Genomic DNA, 16,244 nt, shown 5'->3' with positions numbered 1-16,244 from the left:
TAGGGAGTAGAATCTTCCGCCATGCTCAATGATTAACAGAGGTTATTATGTCTGCAAATACTTTAATTACCAGCCATCCTAGAGATGTACAAGTTGCTGAAATTGGTAAAAATACTCTAATTCTACGCTCGCGAACTTGGGACAGATTAAAATTTGAGGTTGAATATTCCCGTCAACGGGGAACTACAGCGAATTCTTATCTGATTCAAGCTGATAAAAAGGCTTTAATTGACCCTCCCGGCGAATCTTTTACCGAAATTTACCTTGAGCAACTTGCACAACGTCTAGATTTCATCTCCCTCGATTACATTGTTCTCAGTCATGTCAATCCGAACCGCAGAGCAACCTTGCAAGTATTACTCTCTCTGGTTCCTCAAGCGACTTTAATTTGTTCTCGCCCCGCTGCTAATGCTCTCAAAACTGCCTTTCCCGAATTTGAATCACCTATTCAAGCGATGCGATCGGGGGATACTCTAGATTTAGGACAAGGACATCATCTATCATTTATTACCGTACCAACTCCCCGGTGGGCAGATGGACTTTGTACTTATGATGCTGCAACAAAAATTCTCTACACAGATAAACTTTTTGGCGCTCATATTTGCGAAGATACTTTGTTTGATGAAGATTGGAAGGGGTTAGATGCGGAACGTCGCTACTATTTTGAATGTCTCCATGCGCCCCAAGCTAAACAAGTTGAAGTAGCCTTAGATAAACTGTCAGTTTTGGGAGCTAGATGTTATGCCCCAGCACACGGGCCAGTTGTCCGTTACAGCCTCAGCCGTTTTACTTATGATTACCGTCAATGGTGTCAAGGGCAAAAATCTCAAGAATTGAGTGTCGCTTTGCTTTATGCTTCTGCTTATGGAAATACAGCAATTCTGGCGAATGCGATCGCTCAAGGTTTGATCCAAAATGGAGTTAATGTAGAATCAATTAACTGTGAACTAGCCGATTCTGCGGAGATTAACCGCATTGTAGAAACTTGCGATGGCTTGATTATCGGTTCACCCACTTTAGGCGGCCATGCACCAACTCAAATTCAAACTGCTTTAGGAATAGTTCTCTCGGTGGCCGCTAAAACTAAGTTAGCAGGGGTGTTTGGTTCTTACGGTTGGAGTGGAGAGGCGATAGATTCAATAGAAAGCAAGCTTAAAGATGCTAATTATCAACTAGGATTTGAAACAATTCGGGTGCGTTTCAGTCCTACTCCTGAGATTCTTCAGCAGTGTCAAGAAGCAGGTGCTTCCTTTGCCCAAAACTTGAAGAAAACTAAAAAACTGCGTTCTTCCCGCCAGATTGTGACAGAAGCCCATGTAGATCGTACTGAACAAGCGGTGGGGCGGATCATTGGTTCTTTGTGTGTTGTGACAACTCGTGATGAAGAAACTCACAAAGGGGTTTTAACTTCTTGGGTATCGCAGGCAACTTTTAACCCGCCAGGAATTATGATTGCGATCGCTAACGAGCAGAATGCAGATTTAATGCATCATCCTGGTGATAAATTTGTGCTGAATATCCTTAAAGAAGGAAGAAATGTCCGACGGTATTTTTCTCGTCACAGCACTTTAGGCGATAATCCCTTTGCGAATCTTGACACAAAAACTGCTCTTAATGGTTGTTTGATTTTGAATGAGGCATTAGCCTATTTAGAATGTACGGTGCAAAATCAGCTTGAATGTGGCGATCGATGGTTAATTTATGCCGTCATCGATCACGGTGAAGTGTTGGAAAATGAAGGTGTCACTGCTTTAGAACATCGGAAATCTGGCAGCTATTATTAATCTGACTGTTCACTAGACTTCTTGCAGAAGTGGGGATAAGGGGCAGGGTTAAAGGAGTAAAGGTATGGAATTTTCCCAAACCCAGTAACCTTTAACATGCACCCCAACATCTTGGTATTTATTACTTTTGCAAGATGTCTAATGTAGATGCCTCTACAACCTTTAGTAGCTGGTCGGCTGGGTTGCATCTTAGAGATATATTCCATAAAGGAAACACCGCCGCCGTCATTTTTGGACAGCCACTTTAGCGACAATCTGTAGCAGGAATTGCTTCTCGTCCAGAAGACGCGACTCCCTACCATTTAGAAACGTTTTATAACTATCGGGTTAATGACAATAAGTAAGTAGGTGCTAAAAAACACAACTAAATTAAGAAGGGTAAAGGTTAAGGGTAAAAGGGAAAAACCTTTACCCTTTAACCTTTTCCCTTTACCCATACAAAACTTTGTATAGTTCGGTTTAATTGTGCCAACCTACTTATCTCCATTACCCCTGATATCATGTCCGCTTGATTGCTTATTAAACCCGAAGAACCCCACCCCGCCAAAGCTGTGCTTTGTCTCCCCTCCCCGCAGGCGGGGAGGGGTTGGGGGTGGGGTTCTTTTATTATGGGTAATTTGGCGGACATGATATGATGTCTATTTCATCTTTAGCCCGGAAGGCTTTAGTGCTAATAACACAGCAATTGTAGGCGCACTTCGCACTACTTTTACTTTCTAGAAGACTGGAGACTGGGGATTGGATATCACATTGAAAATATTTTGAGCCTTGTCGAACATTATTGTTCGATAGCCTTGGTTAAAGCCGTCCGTCAAAATTACTGACGAACGGCTGCTTACTTTGTTGACATCTGGGCTGATGCCTCCACTTGACACCAGTGGCAGATGCCCACTCTAATACTCTAACTTGCTACTGCTTCAGCAGGGGCTGCCTCAGCAGCAGTTATAGGTAAATAAACACTAACTTTTTTACGAGTTTTGCCCTTTCTTTCAAACGTTACAACACCGTCAATTAAGGCAAACAAAGTGTCATCGCTGCCAATACCGACGTTGTTACCAGGATGGAATTTGGTACCGCGTTGACGCACGAGAATGTTTCCTGCACGTACAACTTGACCGCCATAACGCTTGACACCCAGACGTTGAGCATTAGAATCACGACCGTTGCGTGTACTACCTGTTCCTTTCTTATGAGCCATGATTTCCTCTTGTGTATCTACTTCTTTTACTATTCAGCAGCAGTTTCAACTTCTTCAGCAGCGGTGTTATCTAGAACGGGGGTTTCCTTCTCCGGTTCTCCTTGGGCAGCAAATACTGCACCGTTGAGGGTGATGGAGTCAATCATAAGTCTGGTAATTTCCTGACGATGCCCCCGTTTTTTGCGGGTTTTCTTTTTCGGCTTCATTTTGTATACCAGGACTTTACGACCTCTGTAATGTCGCAGTACAGTCCCTTCTACAGTTGCACCTGTTACTAATGGCTGTCCAATAGTGACTTCGCCATCGTGCTGCACGAGTAATACGGAATCTATTGTAACTTTTTCATCTGGTTCGATCGCCAGCAGTTCAATGTCGTAAAACCGCCCTGGCTCTACTCGTATTTGTTTGCCGCCAGTTTCAATAATCGCGTAGGTCATGGAATTGTCCTTGAGGTTGCCGTACAGGTAGCTGGTTTTTATCTCCTGTAGAGATGCTTTTGCCAGCTTTTGTAATATGTCTACCTGATCCGAGCAGGAATTAGACAGACAATCTAACATAATATTTTATTAATAGACGTCAAGTCAAGCTCTAATAGGATTTTTTGGTAATTATCCTCATGAGAATAATTATTAATTTAAGTGTAGACTATGTAAAATTTTTAGATAAAGGTATGGCTTTTGTATCTTGTTAGCAAAGGTTGGCTCTGCTTATTTCATGACAACCTTGTCAGCAAATTCACTGTCCATACCATCTTTTGTAGAATGTTCAAAAACGGGACAACCCAATACTTCCATGCTGTCGTTACTCCCGTAATTGCAAGTCAAGGTAATTCTTGTGTTCAGAATCTGTATTATATTTTTAACCAATATATAACACTTATTGATATTGCAATATCTGCGTAATTTTTTCAAAAAAAGAGTGATATAAAACTAAAGGAAAATATCTCTGCTTGAAATGAGCAAGGAGTATTTCTATGCATTATTTTTTTAGCACTTGGTTGCAAAATAGACTTCATCGCCAGAGCTTACTGAGTGCAAGTGTGTTAGTTTCTCTAACTTTGATCTCACCATTGTTTGTAACCAATTCAGGAATATTAAGTGCATCAGCACAGACACAAACACTCCAGAAGCGCACAGAAGAAGCTTTACGTCTCTACCAACTAGGCGAACAGCAGTATAATCAAGGTCAGTTGAGCCAAGCCCTAGAGACATTTCAACGGGTTTTAGTTATTTATCAAGAAATTGGCGATCGCTCTCACCAAGTGAAGACCTTTAATAACATTGGGGAAGTTTATAACGATATCGGTCAGTACCCCAAAGCTTTAGAGTTCTACCAGCAAGCAAATACTATTGCTAAACAAATCGGTGATACACAGGGGTCAGGTGCAACACTTAGAGGTATTGGGTCAGTTTACAACAACATCGATCAGTACCCCAAAGCTTTAGAGTTCTACCAACAAGCCTTATCCATTGCCAAACAAATCGGCAACAACAAAGAGGAAAGTAAGATACTCAATGGTATTGGGGAACTTTACTATAAACAAAGTCAGTACCCCAAAGCTTTAGAGTTCTATCAACAAGCAAATACTATTGCTAAACAAATCGGCGACAACAAAGGGGAAATTCAAACCCTTAATAGTATTGGAGAAGTTTACTCTAGGCAGAGTCAGTATGCCAAAGCTTTAGAGTTCTATCAACAAGCCTTATCCATTGCCAAACAAAGCGGCGATAAAAAAGAGGAAAGTCAGGCCCTCAATAGTATTGGAAAGTTTTACTCTAGCCAAAGTCAGTACGCCAAAGCATTAAAGTTTTACCAGCAAGCAAATGGCATTGCTAAACAAATCGGCAACAAGAAAGGGGAAGTTCAGTCCCTCAATAGTATTGGGGCAGTTTATGACGACCTAAGCCAGTATGGCATAGCCTTAGAGTTTTTTGAGCAAGCAAATAGTATTGCCAAACAAATCGGCGACAAAGAGGGAGAAGGTGCAAACCTTAAAGGTATTGGATCAGTTTACTCTAGCCAGCGTCAGTACAAAAAAGCCTTAGAGTTCTACCAGCAAGCCTTAGCTATTTACCAACAAATCGGCAGCAAAGCCGGAGAAGGTAAAACCTTCAATAACATTGCGGCTGCTTACTCCATTCAAGGTCAATACCCCAAAGCCTTAGAGTTTTACCAGCAAGCCTTAGAGATTACCAAACAAATTGGCGACAAACAGGGGTCAGGTGCAAATCTGGCAAGGATGGGAGGATTTTACCATAGTCAGAGTCAGTATCCCAAAGCCTTAAAGTTTTACCAGCAAGCCTTAACTATTTACCAACAAATCGGTAGCAAAGCTGAGGAAGCCTCTGCTCTCAACGGTATCGGGTCAGTTTATTATGGACAGAAGCAGTACCCTAAAGCCTTAGAGGTTATTGAGCAAGCGTTAGCAATTCACAAACAAATTGGCAGCAAAGTAGGGGAAGGTACAACCCTCAATAATATAGGGGCATTTTACTACAGCCAGAGTCAGTATCCCAAAGCTTTAGAGTTTTTTGGGCAAGCCTTAGCAATTAATAAAGAAATTGGCAGCAAGTCAAAAGAAGGTATAACTCTCAACAGTATTGGGGCAGTTTACTATAAACAGCGTCAGTACAAAAAAGCCTTAGAGTTTTTTGGGCAAGCTTTAGTCATTTACAAACAAACCGGTTCTGTTAGGAGTGAATGCATAACCCTGAAAAACATTGGAGCAATTTACACTAACTATAATCAAAATCCCAGATCCTTAAACTTGTATCGGCAAGCTTTAGGAACTTGCAAAAAAATTGGTATTAAGCTTTGATCTGATACCAATTTCAATGCTATTGAGCGTTGATAGACTGGGAATGACGGAGTTGAAGTGAAAAATACTGAAAATGCACTTAACACCGTATCGGTCATTAGTATTGCGTCTGGCGGATTTAAAGATGAAAAAACTAGCTAATTTACTATATTCTTCGACTTAATTTGCGAAATAGCGTCCTTGATCGACCACAATGAAGTATTTAACCTGAGTTCGACGAGTGCTATTTTGACCTCTCCCCCAGTTCCTCTCCGACGTCCCTTGCGCGTCTCGTTCGCGTTAGCGTCTCTAAAAGAGAAGAGAGGGGAGCAAAAACCCTCTAATTTCGTTACTCTTCCCTCTCCTTACGGAGACGCAACGCGTTCGCCTTTTAGGAGAGGGAGGCTGGGAGGGAGAGGTCTGTCGAACTCACGTTATTTACTGCTCTCGTGTTTGAGATAAAAGTTATTATTCCTTCAGCTTAACTTAGTGCCATTCAGTATAGGCGTAGCCCGTCGTAGACATCGCCCACTCGCACGAATGTAAATTGTATTTCCAAAAAGTCAGAAAAGATACTTTTTACAAAAAATTGCTACTCTCTTAGGACTGAATTTATCAAAAATTAACATTAGTTAGTATTAGCTTAAAAGTTATATTTTGTTATCAAAATCAACACATTTTTCTTCTTTGTTTTAAGATGAAATATACAGGTGTCTCATTTAGAAATTCTTTACAAAAGTTAGTGAATCCTCAAGAGTTAAACTATCACATTAAAACGTGATATTTCAAACAGGAGATTGATTATCATGACACAGCAAAATGCTGCCCGACTTTTTCAAGCTGTAAAACAAGATCAAGCGTTACAGCAAAGACTCAAAGCAACAGCCGATCCAGAAGCCTTCATCAAAATTGCTCATGAGCGTGGCTATGATTTCGACGCTAAAGAACTGGATAGTGAAATCAGCAAATTATCTGAAGAAGATTTAGCTGCCATTGTCAACCCAGGATGGGGGAATAGACGCCACATTAATCCTAGATAATTTCTGTTCTAGGAAACCGAAAGTATAGAAACAACTGAATTGACAAGTTTTGCTCCTCAAGGGGATACTGTTGCATCATCTCCTTTAGAGGTATTTTTGTTAAACATAAGGCTCAAATCCCTGATTTCCTAGAGAAGTCGGGGATCTTATTGTTTGCAAATGATTAAGCAAATCTGTTATGTACTAATCGTCATCTATCTGGGGAGCATCCAGTTTTGGAAGATATATAATTTCTGGAAATATGTAATATCTGAGATAGTTAAAAACCAATACAGTTCAGTTAGTGCCAAAAACCTTGAAATGTGTAAGTTGGGTTGAGAAACGAAACCCAACATTTTCGGGGCTTTGTTGGGTTGCGCTTTGCTTAACCCAACCTACAATTTTCTTTAACTGAACCGTATTGAGTTAAAAACCCTTTCTCTACTCTCCATCTCGCCACCTGCTTAACTCATGAGTTAGGATGACTATATTTTAATCAGGTGATATGAAAAGAATAGAAGTTGAGCAAAGAACTATTTTAATTGGTTTGGCTGGTAGCCACGGCTATGGTTTAAATCGTCCTGATTCCGACTTTGATTATCGGGGAGTATTTATTGCACCCAAAAGGTACTATTTGGGATTTGATCGGATAGAACAAAAAGATACTGGTTGGGATGAACCAGGGATATTTCCATTCGTTGATGGTAACAAAGACACGGTTATATATGAATTAAGAAAAATCCTCCAGTTATTAGCTGGCGCGAACCCCAATGTTTTAGAATTACTCTGGTTAAATAATTATCCTTTTTTAAGCGCTGTCGGACAGCATTTAATTAATCATAAACAGTTATTTTTGAGCAAGAAGGTAAAACATACTTACACTGGTTATGCCTTTGCTCAAATCAAAAAGATGGAAACTCATCGGAAGTGGTTGTTAAAGCCACCGCAAAAAAAACCGATACCATCTGACTTCGCTATAGAAGACGAAGCACCTCTGAGCAAAGATGAGCTAAATGCTTTTCTGGAGTATCTTTATAACTTAATCAGAGGACGGATTGAGTTTTTGGAAGAAGCAGAACAATTATATCAATTGCTCACAGGAGATATTGATTTTAAAGGAGTGTTAAAACAATATACTTTACCAGATGAAACTTTGGAATATACCCAAAAGTTAACCAATAGCCGTAAAGATTTTATCCGTCTGCTTCAGAAAAGTCAAAGCTATCAAATAGCTTTAAGAGAATGGAAGGCTTACTTATCTTGGCAGGAGAATAGAAATCCAGCTAGAGCAGAAATGGAAAGAAAGTCGGGTTTTGACCTCAAACATGGAATGCACTGCATTAGATTGTTACGCAGTGGAGTAGAAATATTGCGGCGAGGTGAAGTGATTGTAGATAGGAGAATAGCTGGTGATGTTGAAGATTTAAAAGCTATTTTAAAAGGTGAGTATTCTTATGAACAGGTGATGAAAATAGCAGAAGATTTGGTCGCTGAAATGGAACTTGTTTGCGAACAATCTGCCCTACCTCATAAACCTGATTTGGAGCAAATTAATGAGTTATGTATGGAATTGGTGGAAATGCAGAATTGGTGATTTAAAAAGTTAGGAGTTAAAAGTTAGGAGTTAGGAGTTTCTAATTAATTTCTCACTCATAACTCATAACTCCTAACTCCTAACTAAATTTTAAAGAGTGTACATTAAATCAGCAAAACCATAGAGGCTGATGATGAGTAATAGGGATGCTGTTAGTTGGGTAATTCGTGTTTGGGGTGAGGGTGCGATCGCTTCCCGCACTAAAATAGAAATCGATGCCCCAACTACTAAGCTCAAGCCTAAGATTAAATAGGGCATATCGGGTAAAATACTGGCTATTGCCAGCATTGCGATCGCTAATAAGAGCATCAATAATTCTACAAACCTGGGCGGGTTGTATTGGCTAGATAGAACAAAGCTGTTGAACCAAAAAGACCAAAATCTCATATCTGAGTGCTGAGTAATGAGTGAGGAGTTAAGAGTTATATATAGTCAGTGCTGAGTGAGGAATTAAATAAAATTGTGAGATATGAAGCAGCTTTCCATTCAAAACTCTTAACTATTAATTCTTCACCGGAGGCGGAGCGTTTCCGGCTCCGCTCCTAACTTTTAACCTCTAGCTCCTAATTTTTGACCTGTGCCGTTCTTTTGTGCAGTATCACTTTCTGGTAGTTCGACGCCAAAGACGCGGCTAAAAACTTTGGCGACTTTGTAGCCAGAATCAATCGATTCTAAAGGGTCTTTCCGCAGTCTGTGACGCAAGCATAGCGTAATTACGCGATGGATATCATCAACTGTAACTTCAGTGCGTCCTTCATAAGCTGTTAACGCTTTGGCAGCGCGGTTACTAACAATGTCACCCCGCAAACCATCTACATCTAGTTCTGAACAGACTTCAGAAATTTTCACCCGCAGATCGTAGTCGATTTTCACTTCTGGCAAAAGCTGTTGAGCATTGACAATTTGCTGTTGTAATGCCTCTTGCTGGGCTTTATAGTTTTCGAGAAATACTGGGGGATTTTGGTCAAAATCCGCCCGTTGTTCCACGATTTGCACCCTCAAAGCTGGTTCTTTGACTGTGTGAATTTCTGCGTGCATCCCAAAGCGATCAAGTAATTGGGGGCGTAGTTCGCCTTCTTCGGGGTTTCCAGAACCCACAAGCACGAAACGCGCTGGGTGACGGATAGAAATACCTTCTCTTTCTACAGTGTTCCATCCACTGGCAGCGGAGTCGAGTAACACGTCTACAAGGTGGTCATCTAGTAAGTTGACTTCATCCACATAAAGAATGCCCCGGTTAGCCTTTGCCAGAAGTCCCGGTTCAAAAGCTTTGACACCTTCAGATAAAGCTTTCTCGATGTCGATTGTGCCACAAACTCGGTCTTCTGTAGCTCCTAGCGGCAGGTCTACCATTTGGACTTTTTTGTGAGCTACAGGAATTTCCGCCCCTTGTTCTAACAGTTGGCGGACTTCATCGCTCATCAAGTCGGGGTCGCTAGGATCGCTACTGAATGGGTCATTAGCAACCACAGAAATTTCTGGTAGCAGATCCGCCAGCGCCCGGATAGTTGTGGATTTCCCGGTGCCGCGATCGCCCATAATCATTACACCCCCAATTTTGGGGTCAATCACGTTCAATAGCAGCGCCAGTTTCATTTCTTCCTGGCCCACAATTGCCGTAAAAGGAAATACTACGCGACGCGCACTTGCCGTGGATTGAGCAGTTGGACTCACTAAATTACCTTAACAATATTTTTCTTATTACAGTTCTTTATTGTGACACAGGTAGGGCATGGGGGAATGTGAAGATCGGGAGCAGGGGAGCAGGGGAGCAGGGGAGCAGGGGAGCAGGGGAGCAGGGGAGCAAGGGAGCAGGGGAGATGAGGGGACAAGGAGATAAACAAAACTCTAACTCTTAACTCTTAACTCTTAACTCCTAACTCAGCACTCAGCACGGGCTAAACGCCCCGCTACCAACAGCACTCAACACTCAGCACTCAGCACTCAGCACTCATTTCCCATACCAATATTTATTGGGCACAAATGCTTATTAGCTGCGTCAACTATCTTAATTTGTCTGTTTTAGTTTTTTGGTGCAAAAGTTCCATAAGCAAGGAACGAACAACTACCAACTCATCAATTCTGTACTAAGCATAAATACTTGTAGACTATATGGTTAGTAGATTCAATCGTAAAAGCGAACAATGGCGTGTGTGGGTAGCTAATGCATCATTCAAATTTATGAAATCATCTTTTATTGTCCAAAGTTGGCGGCGACTACTCAAGTCTTTTTTTCCCATTCTCATTTTAATATCGTTTGTTAGTGTATTGCTGGTGGACAGTTTCACCCCTGCGATCGCACAGTTACCTCGTCAGGAAATTCGCGGGGTTTGGATGACCACTAATGATTTTGACACCCTCAAAAATCGGGACAAAGTGCAGGATGCGGTGAGCCAATTACGACGGATGAACTTCAACACAATCTATCCTGTGGTGTGGAATTCTGGCTATGTAATGCATCCCAGTGCGATCGCACAAAGTGCAGGCATTCAACCTTTTGTCTACAAAGGTTCAGATGGACATGATATTCTCGCAGACCTGATTAACCAAGCCCATCGCAAAGGATTGCTAGTAATTCCCTGGTTTGAATTTGGTTTCATGGCTCCCCCAACCTCAGAACTAGCAATCAATTACCCAGATTGGTTCACACAAAAGCGGGATGGTAGCCAAACTTCAAACAGTGCAGCTGGTGAGGTGATGTGGCTCAATCCGTTTCATCCACAAGTGCAACAATTCATCACCAATCTTGTGCTGGAAACTGTTACCCAATATGATGCCGATGGCATTCAGTTTGACGATCACATGAGTTTGCCTCACGAATTTGGTTACGATCAATATACAGTTGCTTTGTACACCAAAGAAACGAAAAATGCTCCCCCAAAGAATCCCCAAGATGCGGCATGGGTAAAGTGGCGGGCAGATAAGATTACGGCGTTCATGGTAAAACTTAACCAAGCTGTGAAGCAGAGAAAACCCCAGGCGATTTTCTCTGTTTCTCCTAATTACTATGATTTTGCTTACAAATTTCACCTGCAAGATTGGCTAGGTTGGATGCGGCAAAATATTGTGGACGAGTTAATTGTGCAAATTTATCGTCCGGATCTGAAAAGTTTTGTGGACAATATTTCTCGCGCAGAAATTCAAGAAGCGCAACAAACAATTCCAACTGGAGTTGGCATTATGACAGGGTTACGAAATAACCCTGTTCCTATGCAGCAAATTAAGTCTCAGGTGCGGGCTGCCCAAGAACGCGGTCTAGGCGTAACCTTCTTTTATTATGAAAGTCTTTGGAACGATGCTCTAGAATCTTTAACTGAGCGACAAGCTGGATTTGAAAATCTTTTTCCATCTCCTGCACTCCGCGCCAGAGTTGAATAACTTTTCTGTTTAAGATGATGTTAATGAGTTCGTAGTAAGGACTTTAGTCCTTCTTTTTTAAGCACTAAACTGCTTACTACAAACTCTTCATTACTAACTTGATATAACTTCCTGTTTCCCACTCCCTACTCCTAACTCAGTATGACAATCTTCTACCGAAGCGCGTTGTCGCATAGCACTAACTAAAGTCTCGTAGCTAGACCAATTTTCTTGCAGTAGAGTTTTTGCCTGGAGAGCATGAAACCGCAGTTTTTGCTCATAAACTGATTCAGAAAAGCCTAACATTGTCAAGACTCCTATCAGCTTGCTTTTATCATCAGTTCCACCCTCAGCATTATTAAAAACTAGGGTTTCAGCAGCAATACCCGCCATCCAAACAGTGCAGTAGCGGTCTAGCATTTGGGCGCTGATTTTACCCACTTCTAATTGAGATGCTAATTCGCCATCATCAAAGCTAACGCCGCCTTGTCCAGGTTGCCCCTGTTTCCAGGCTTCCCAAGCGCTGAGTGTGTAGCCAGTAACGGGAATACCCAACAGGTAAGCAACCAAAAAATGCCCTGCTTCGTGGTGGACGATGCGATCGCGGTGTTCTTTTGAAAAACCAGCAATCCAATCTACAAAGATAGTACCACCCTTGCCTTGCAAGCTGAAGCTATCTAATGTCGCTATGCCTAAGATGGTGAAAGTAGCAAGTGCTGGTACTGCCGGAGATAAGTTGAAGAATGGCCCCACCAGTACCGATAGGGTCATGAGAAAGATAGATATTGCAACTAAATTTAGGCTAGTTTGGCTCATTGAGAGTTTTTTGACAATCTGCTTAATCTTTCTTTATTATGAGGCAATGTCTACGACGGGCATAGATGCAGTACCGCTTTTGTATCAAGATAGTTGTAGCGATCGCCTAATTTTTTCATCTCACGCCTAATTCAACTACTGGCTTAATAATGGATGTTTTCTCTATCACTAGAATGATGGCTGCTTTTCCAGTCGCAGACATAATGTGACCTTAGTAGGTATAAAATATCAAACAGGAGATGAATGTGGCTGAACAATTCAAAAAAGGCGATCGGGTTGAATGGAACACTTCACAAGGTAAGACAACTGGCAAAGTTGTAAAGAAGCTGACTTCACCTACAGATATTAAAGAACATCATATTGCTGCAAGTGAAGATAACCCTGAATACTTAGTTGAAAGCGATAAGACAGGAAAACAAGCTGCTCACAAGCCTGATGCTCTGAAGAAAGTAGAGGAGTAATGCCTAGTAATGAGTAAAGATGTTAAAGCGGTGATTGACGAGTTTCATCAAGCTGTCAATATGACACCTAAAGAACTAGAGTCTTGGCTAGATACGGATGAGTCACAAACTGTCGGACAAAAGGATGGCGACGATGAGTCAATCGGTCATCAATCTGGACGGCGTATCATCCAGCTATTGCAGAAAAAGGATGATTACACCGACGATGACGTTTCGCACATGAAGAAAGTTATTAGTTACGTCCATCGTCATCTTGCACAGAAGCCATCGGGTGATTTGGAACACACACGTTGGTGCTATTCTTTGAAGAATTGGGGACACGACCCAATTAAGTAAAGTACTTTTTAGCCCGCCATCTAGGTGGGCAAATTCCTGCGATCGCAGCTCTTGTTAAGAACTGAAGCCTGTAAAAAAGGCAATTAAACAATAGTGCATTTACTGAGAATCACTTCCAACCCATTCTGTACCTGCTCAAGTTCTTCGCGCTTTTGGTAAATCCACATTTTTTCAGCCTCACGTTGTTCTAGAGTTTCGTTGTGAGCTTTTTCCTGCTGTTCTAGGAGGTTTTCGTAAAGTGCGATCGCTTCTGCAATTACAGCAGAAAACGATTTAATTTTGCTTTCAAAAATTGAACTAATATATTGGTTTATTTGCTCTTTTATTTTATCTTGTGATTCTGCAAACTTTGCTAACCCTGATTCAATAATTTTTTGCTTTATTCCTGTATCTTGTTGCCCATCCACTCTACGAGAGGCTGCGCCCTAAGCGTAGCTTTTATGGCAAGCTCTGTTACCACCGTAGGCATCGCATCAAAGGCTGGCATGTGGAGCCAGCCTGATCTAAAAAAGCCTTGAACCTATTGAACCCGCTCTACTTTTCCCTGATTCGGCAATTCAAACGAGACTGTCGATATGATTGGGGCATTTGGGTTAGGCACAGTAGGCCCAGTCTCTGGAGATGGAGCTAGTAGTCGATAGTCACTACGCCAACGCTGATGATTGAGGTCACAAACAACATAACCGCGTTGTCTACCATTAAAATATTTTACCCACGGACTTTCTGGTAAAGCCTTCTCAATTCGGTCACTAGCGCCAAAGCCTGAGGTAATCGATGTGCCAACAAACTCAGTACCGACTGTAGCAGAGTTAGGGTTATTGTAATCAGCTTTCAGGTCGCTTACCCAACTGGAGTGTGTGTCACCAGTAATGACAACTGGGTTGGCTGGCTGACGTTGAGCAAGAAAGTTGAGAATACGGTTGCGGGCAGCTACATAGCCGTCCCAAGCATCAATATTAAAGGCAGTCTCAGGGCCTGCTGTCCAGTCGTGCTGGGTAAAGACAACCTGTTGAGCAAGAACATTCCAGCGTGCCCCAGAACGCTCTAAATTGCGGAACAACCACTGCTCTTGTTCAGTACCAGTCATAGTGGCATTTGGATCAAAAGCTTCTGGACAGCGTGGTTCAATAGTGTCATTACAAGGTTGGTCGCTACGATATTGACGAGTATCGAGAACATTAAATTCAACCAAGTTACCAAAGTTTAAGCGTCGATACAGCTGCATATCAATACCTCTAGGTTTGGAAAAATCCCGCAGTGGCATGTGTTCGTAGTATGCTTGGAAAGCAGCAGCACGACGAGCTAGAAAAGCTTGGCGTGTTTGTTTTTCTGGATCTTGAGGAATTTCATCCGCCCAATTATTGTCAACTTCGTGGTCGTCCCAAGTGACTAGCCAAGGAAATGCAGCATGAGTTGCTTGTAGGTGTGGATCAGTCTTGTACAGAGCGTGGCGGTTACGGTACTCCTGCAAGGTAAATGGTTCACCATTGCCATCGTGCGATCGCAGCGCAGTTGTACTCGGTGGGCCTTCATAAATATAATCACCGAGATGAACCACTAAGTCTAAATCCTCTTGAGCCATATTTTTGTAGGCTGCATAATAACCACTTTGCCAGTTTTGGCAGGAAGCAAAGGCAAAGCGGAAGCGATTAACGCGATCGCGCGGGTTAGGAGCTGTGCGAGTCCGCCCGATTGGACTAACTTCATTGCCCACCCTAAACTGATACCAGTACCATCGTGCAGGTTGTAATCCTTGCACTTCTACATGAACAGAGTGTCCAAATTCTGGAGTAGCCATCTGTGTGCCACTGCGGACAATTTGCCGCATCTTTTCGTCGCTAGCAATCTGCCACTGCACTGGAACATTATATGGGGGCATCCCACCACCATTGAGCGGATCGGGGGCTAAACGCGTCCACAGTACTACATTATCTGGAAGTGGTTCACCGGAAGCAACACCTAGACTAAAGGGATAATTAGAAAATCGGGGCAGGGCTTGAACTTTGTTAGACCATTGATTGGCGATCGCAAAACCAGTTAAGGCTCCAGTCCCAATTAAAACTTGTCGCCGTCTCAGCCGACTTGATAGCAAGCGCTCAATATTGAAGTTTTGCATATATTTTCCTTATTACCGCGTTTGAATCATAGCGAAGTGTAACAGCGCAACTTTAATGCTTATTTGCAATCAGGTTAAGGGTTGATTATTCAAACGCAAACCTAATTGTTTTACCTGAACTAATAGCGCGATTTTTGGATATGCTTGAACGCAGGAAATACTCCTAAAACTCCCAAAATTAGCAGACTAATTGTTGAACTTGTTTCGGGAATAGCTTGCGCCCGCTCAACAAGTAACCCTGAAATTATTGTTGGTTCACCTACATCTACAACCCCAACATCTAAAGTATATTTATTATCAGTTAGTAGAGTAAAGGAAAAAGTTTTCAATCCAGTTTATTCAAAAAACTTGGAATTAGAACTTGTAGCCAAAAAATCTGTAGTGGTATCTGCTAATGTGAAAAATAAGTCTTGAGCGATCGCTTTGTTTAATACCATTTCACTTTACTAATGATACAAATATGCTGGTAAGGGCATGGCAATGCCTATTGGTGTCAACTTAAGGTGAAACCCACTTGGCGACAACGTTTTGCCCTCACCCCCAGCCCCTCTCCCAGGTTGGGAGCTACCGTGTACACACAAGTCGAATTTCTTCTTAAATCCCAAACATTACCTACTTAATCGCAGTGATGGTTAGGGTGGGGTAAAACTAAAGCTAAAACCTTAGTAAATCAGTTTTCAGGTGAGGTTTTGAGAATTTATGCAATAAATATATTGAATTCGGGTGGTCGTTTATTGAATTCGGGTAGTCGTTTATTGAATTCGGG

The 16,244-nt window shown here is 42.0% G+C and carries 15 protein-coding genes; 7 read left to right on the top strand and 8 right to left on the bottom strand.

All coding sequences use genetic code 11. From position 1 onward, the window contains the following. Positions 1-47: 47 nt before the first annotated feature. Complete coding sequence (locus RMY27_RS25680; protein WP_322667699.1) at positions 48-1,784, top strand: diflavin flavoprotein; 1,737 nt, start codon at positions 48-50, stop codon at positions 1,782-1,784. Between the two features lie 901 nt (positions 1,785-2,685). On the opposite strand, the gene rpmA is transcribed toward RMY27_RS25680, so the two are convergent. Together rpmA and rplU are read right to left on the bottom strand one after the other, a co-directional pair. Further along, a complete protein-coding gene (gene rpmA / locus RMY27_RS25675; RefSeq protein ID WP_322667698.1) occupies positions 2,686-2,982 on the bottom strand; it encodes a 50S ribosomal protein L27 in 297 nt (98 codons plus the stop codon). A 29-nt stretch (positions 2,983-3,011) separates the two neighbouring features. Next, positions 3,012-3,419, bottom strand: a complete 408-nt coding sequence (gene rplU / locus RMY27_RS25670) for a 50S ribosomal protein L21 (protein ID WP_322667723.1) — start codon at positions 3,417-3,419, stop codon at positions 3,012-3,014. Between the two features lie 536 nt (positions 3,420-3,955). Between rplU and RMY27_RS25665 the strand changes: the two genes are divergently transcribed. From RMY27_RS25665 to RMY27_RS25655, 3 genes are all read left to right on the top strand, one after another. After that, positions 3,956-5,800, top strand: a complete 1,845-nt coding sequence (locus RMY27_RS25665) for a tetratricopeptide repeat protein (RefSeq protein ID WP_322667697.1) — start codon at positions 3,956-3,958, stop codon at positions 5,798-5,800. 785 nt (positions 5,801-6,585) lie between these two features. Further along, a complete protein-coding gene (locus tag RMY27_RS25660; protein WP_322667696.1) occupies positions 6,586-6,819 on the top strand; it encodes a Nif11-like leader peptide family natural product precursor in 234 nt (77 codons plus the stop codon). Positions 6,820-7,303: 484 nt separating this feature from the next. Further along, a complete protein-coding gene (locus RMY27_RS25655; protein WP_322667695.1) occupies positions 7,304-8,392 on the top strand; it encodes a DNA polymerase beta superfamily protein in 1,089 nt (362 codons plus the stop codon). A gap of 90 nt (positions 8,393-8,482) precedes the next feature. On the opposite strand, the gene RMY27_RS25650 is transcribed toward RMY27_RS25655, so the two are convergent. Then, on the bottom strand, positions 8,483-8,779 hold the full coding sequence (locus tag RMY27_RS25650) for a hypothetical protein (protein WP_322667694.1): 297 nt from the start codon (positions 8,777-8,779) through the stop codon (positions 8,483-8,485). A gap of 162 nt (positions 8,780-8,941) precedes the next feature. Then, entirely contained in the window at positions 8,942-10,066 is a 1,125-nt protein-coding gene (gene bchI / locus RMY27_RS25645; RefSeq protein ID WP_322667693.1) for a magnesium chelatase ATPase subunit I, read from the bottom strand. Between the two features lie 507 nt (positions 10,067-10,573). On the opposite strand from bchI, the gene RMY27_RS25640 reads away from it, so the two are divergent. Further along, complete coding sequence (locus tag RMY27_RS25640; RefSeq protein WP_416212366.1) at positions 10,574-11,770, top strand: glycoside hydrolase family 10 protein; 1,197 nt, start codon at positions 10,574-10,576, stop codon at positions 11,768-11,770. Positions 11,771-11,863: 93 nt separating this feature from the next. On the opposite strand, the gene RMY27_RS25635 is transcribed toward RMY27_RS25640, so the two are convergent. Then, positions 11,864-12,565, bottom strand: coding sequence for an ATP-dependent Zn protease (locus RMY27_RS25635; protein ID WP_322667691.1), 702 nt, complete (start codon positions 12,563-12,565; stop codon positions 11,864-11,866). A gap of 245 nt (positions 12,566-12,810) precedes the next feature. Here RMY27_RS25635 and RMY27_RS25630 point away from each other — a divergent pair, with 245 nt between their 5' ends. After that, a complete protein-coding gene (locus RMY27_RS25630; RefSeq protein WP_094348753.1) occupies positions 12,811-13,026 on the top strand; it encodes a DUF2945 domain-containing protein in 216 nt (71 codons plus the stop codon). A 9-nt stretch (positions 13,027-13,035) separates the two neighbouring features. Then, entirely contained in the window at positions 13,036-13,362 is a 327-nt protein-coding gene (locus tag RMY27_RS25625; protein WP_322667690.1) for a DUF3140 domain-containing protein, read from the top strand. Between the two features lie 83 nt (positions 13,363-13,445). Here the strand turns inward: RMY27_RS25625 and RMY27_RS25620 are convergent, their stop codons facing one another. From RMY27_RS25620 to RMY27_RS25610, 3 genes are all read right to left on the bottom strand, one after another. Then, positions 13,446-13,769, bottom strand: coding sequence for a hypothetical protein (locus tag RMY27_RS25620; protein ID WP_322667689.1), 324 nt, complete (start codon positions 13,767-13,769; stop codon positions 13,446-13,448). A 113-nt stretch (positions 13,770-13,882) separates the two neighbouring features. Then, positions 13,883-15,478, bottom strand: coding sequence for an alkaline phosphatase D family protein (locus RMY27_RS25615; protein WP_322667688.1), 1,596 nt, complete (start codon positions 15,476-15,478; stop codon positions 13,883-13,885). 119 nt (positions 15,479-15,597) lie between these two features. Further along, positions 15,598-15,807 carry a hypothetical protein gene (locus RMY27_RS25610; RefSeq protein WP_322667687.1) on the bottom strand — a complete coding sequence of 70 codons (210 nt, stop codon included), beginning with the start codon at positions 15,805-15,807 and terminating at the stop codon, positions 15,598-15,600. Between the last annotated feature and the right edge of the window lie 437 nt (positions 15,808-16,244).

Source organism: Nostoc sp. DedQUE09 (genome assembly GCF_034530915.1).
In the GTDB taxonomy this organism is placed as follows: Bacteria; Cyanobacteriota; Cyanobacteriia; order Cyanobacteriales; family Nostocaceae; genus Nostoc.
The sequence above is the reverse complement of the archived record's forward strand: the minus strand, read 5'-3'. Positions and strand labels throughout refer to the sequence as shown.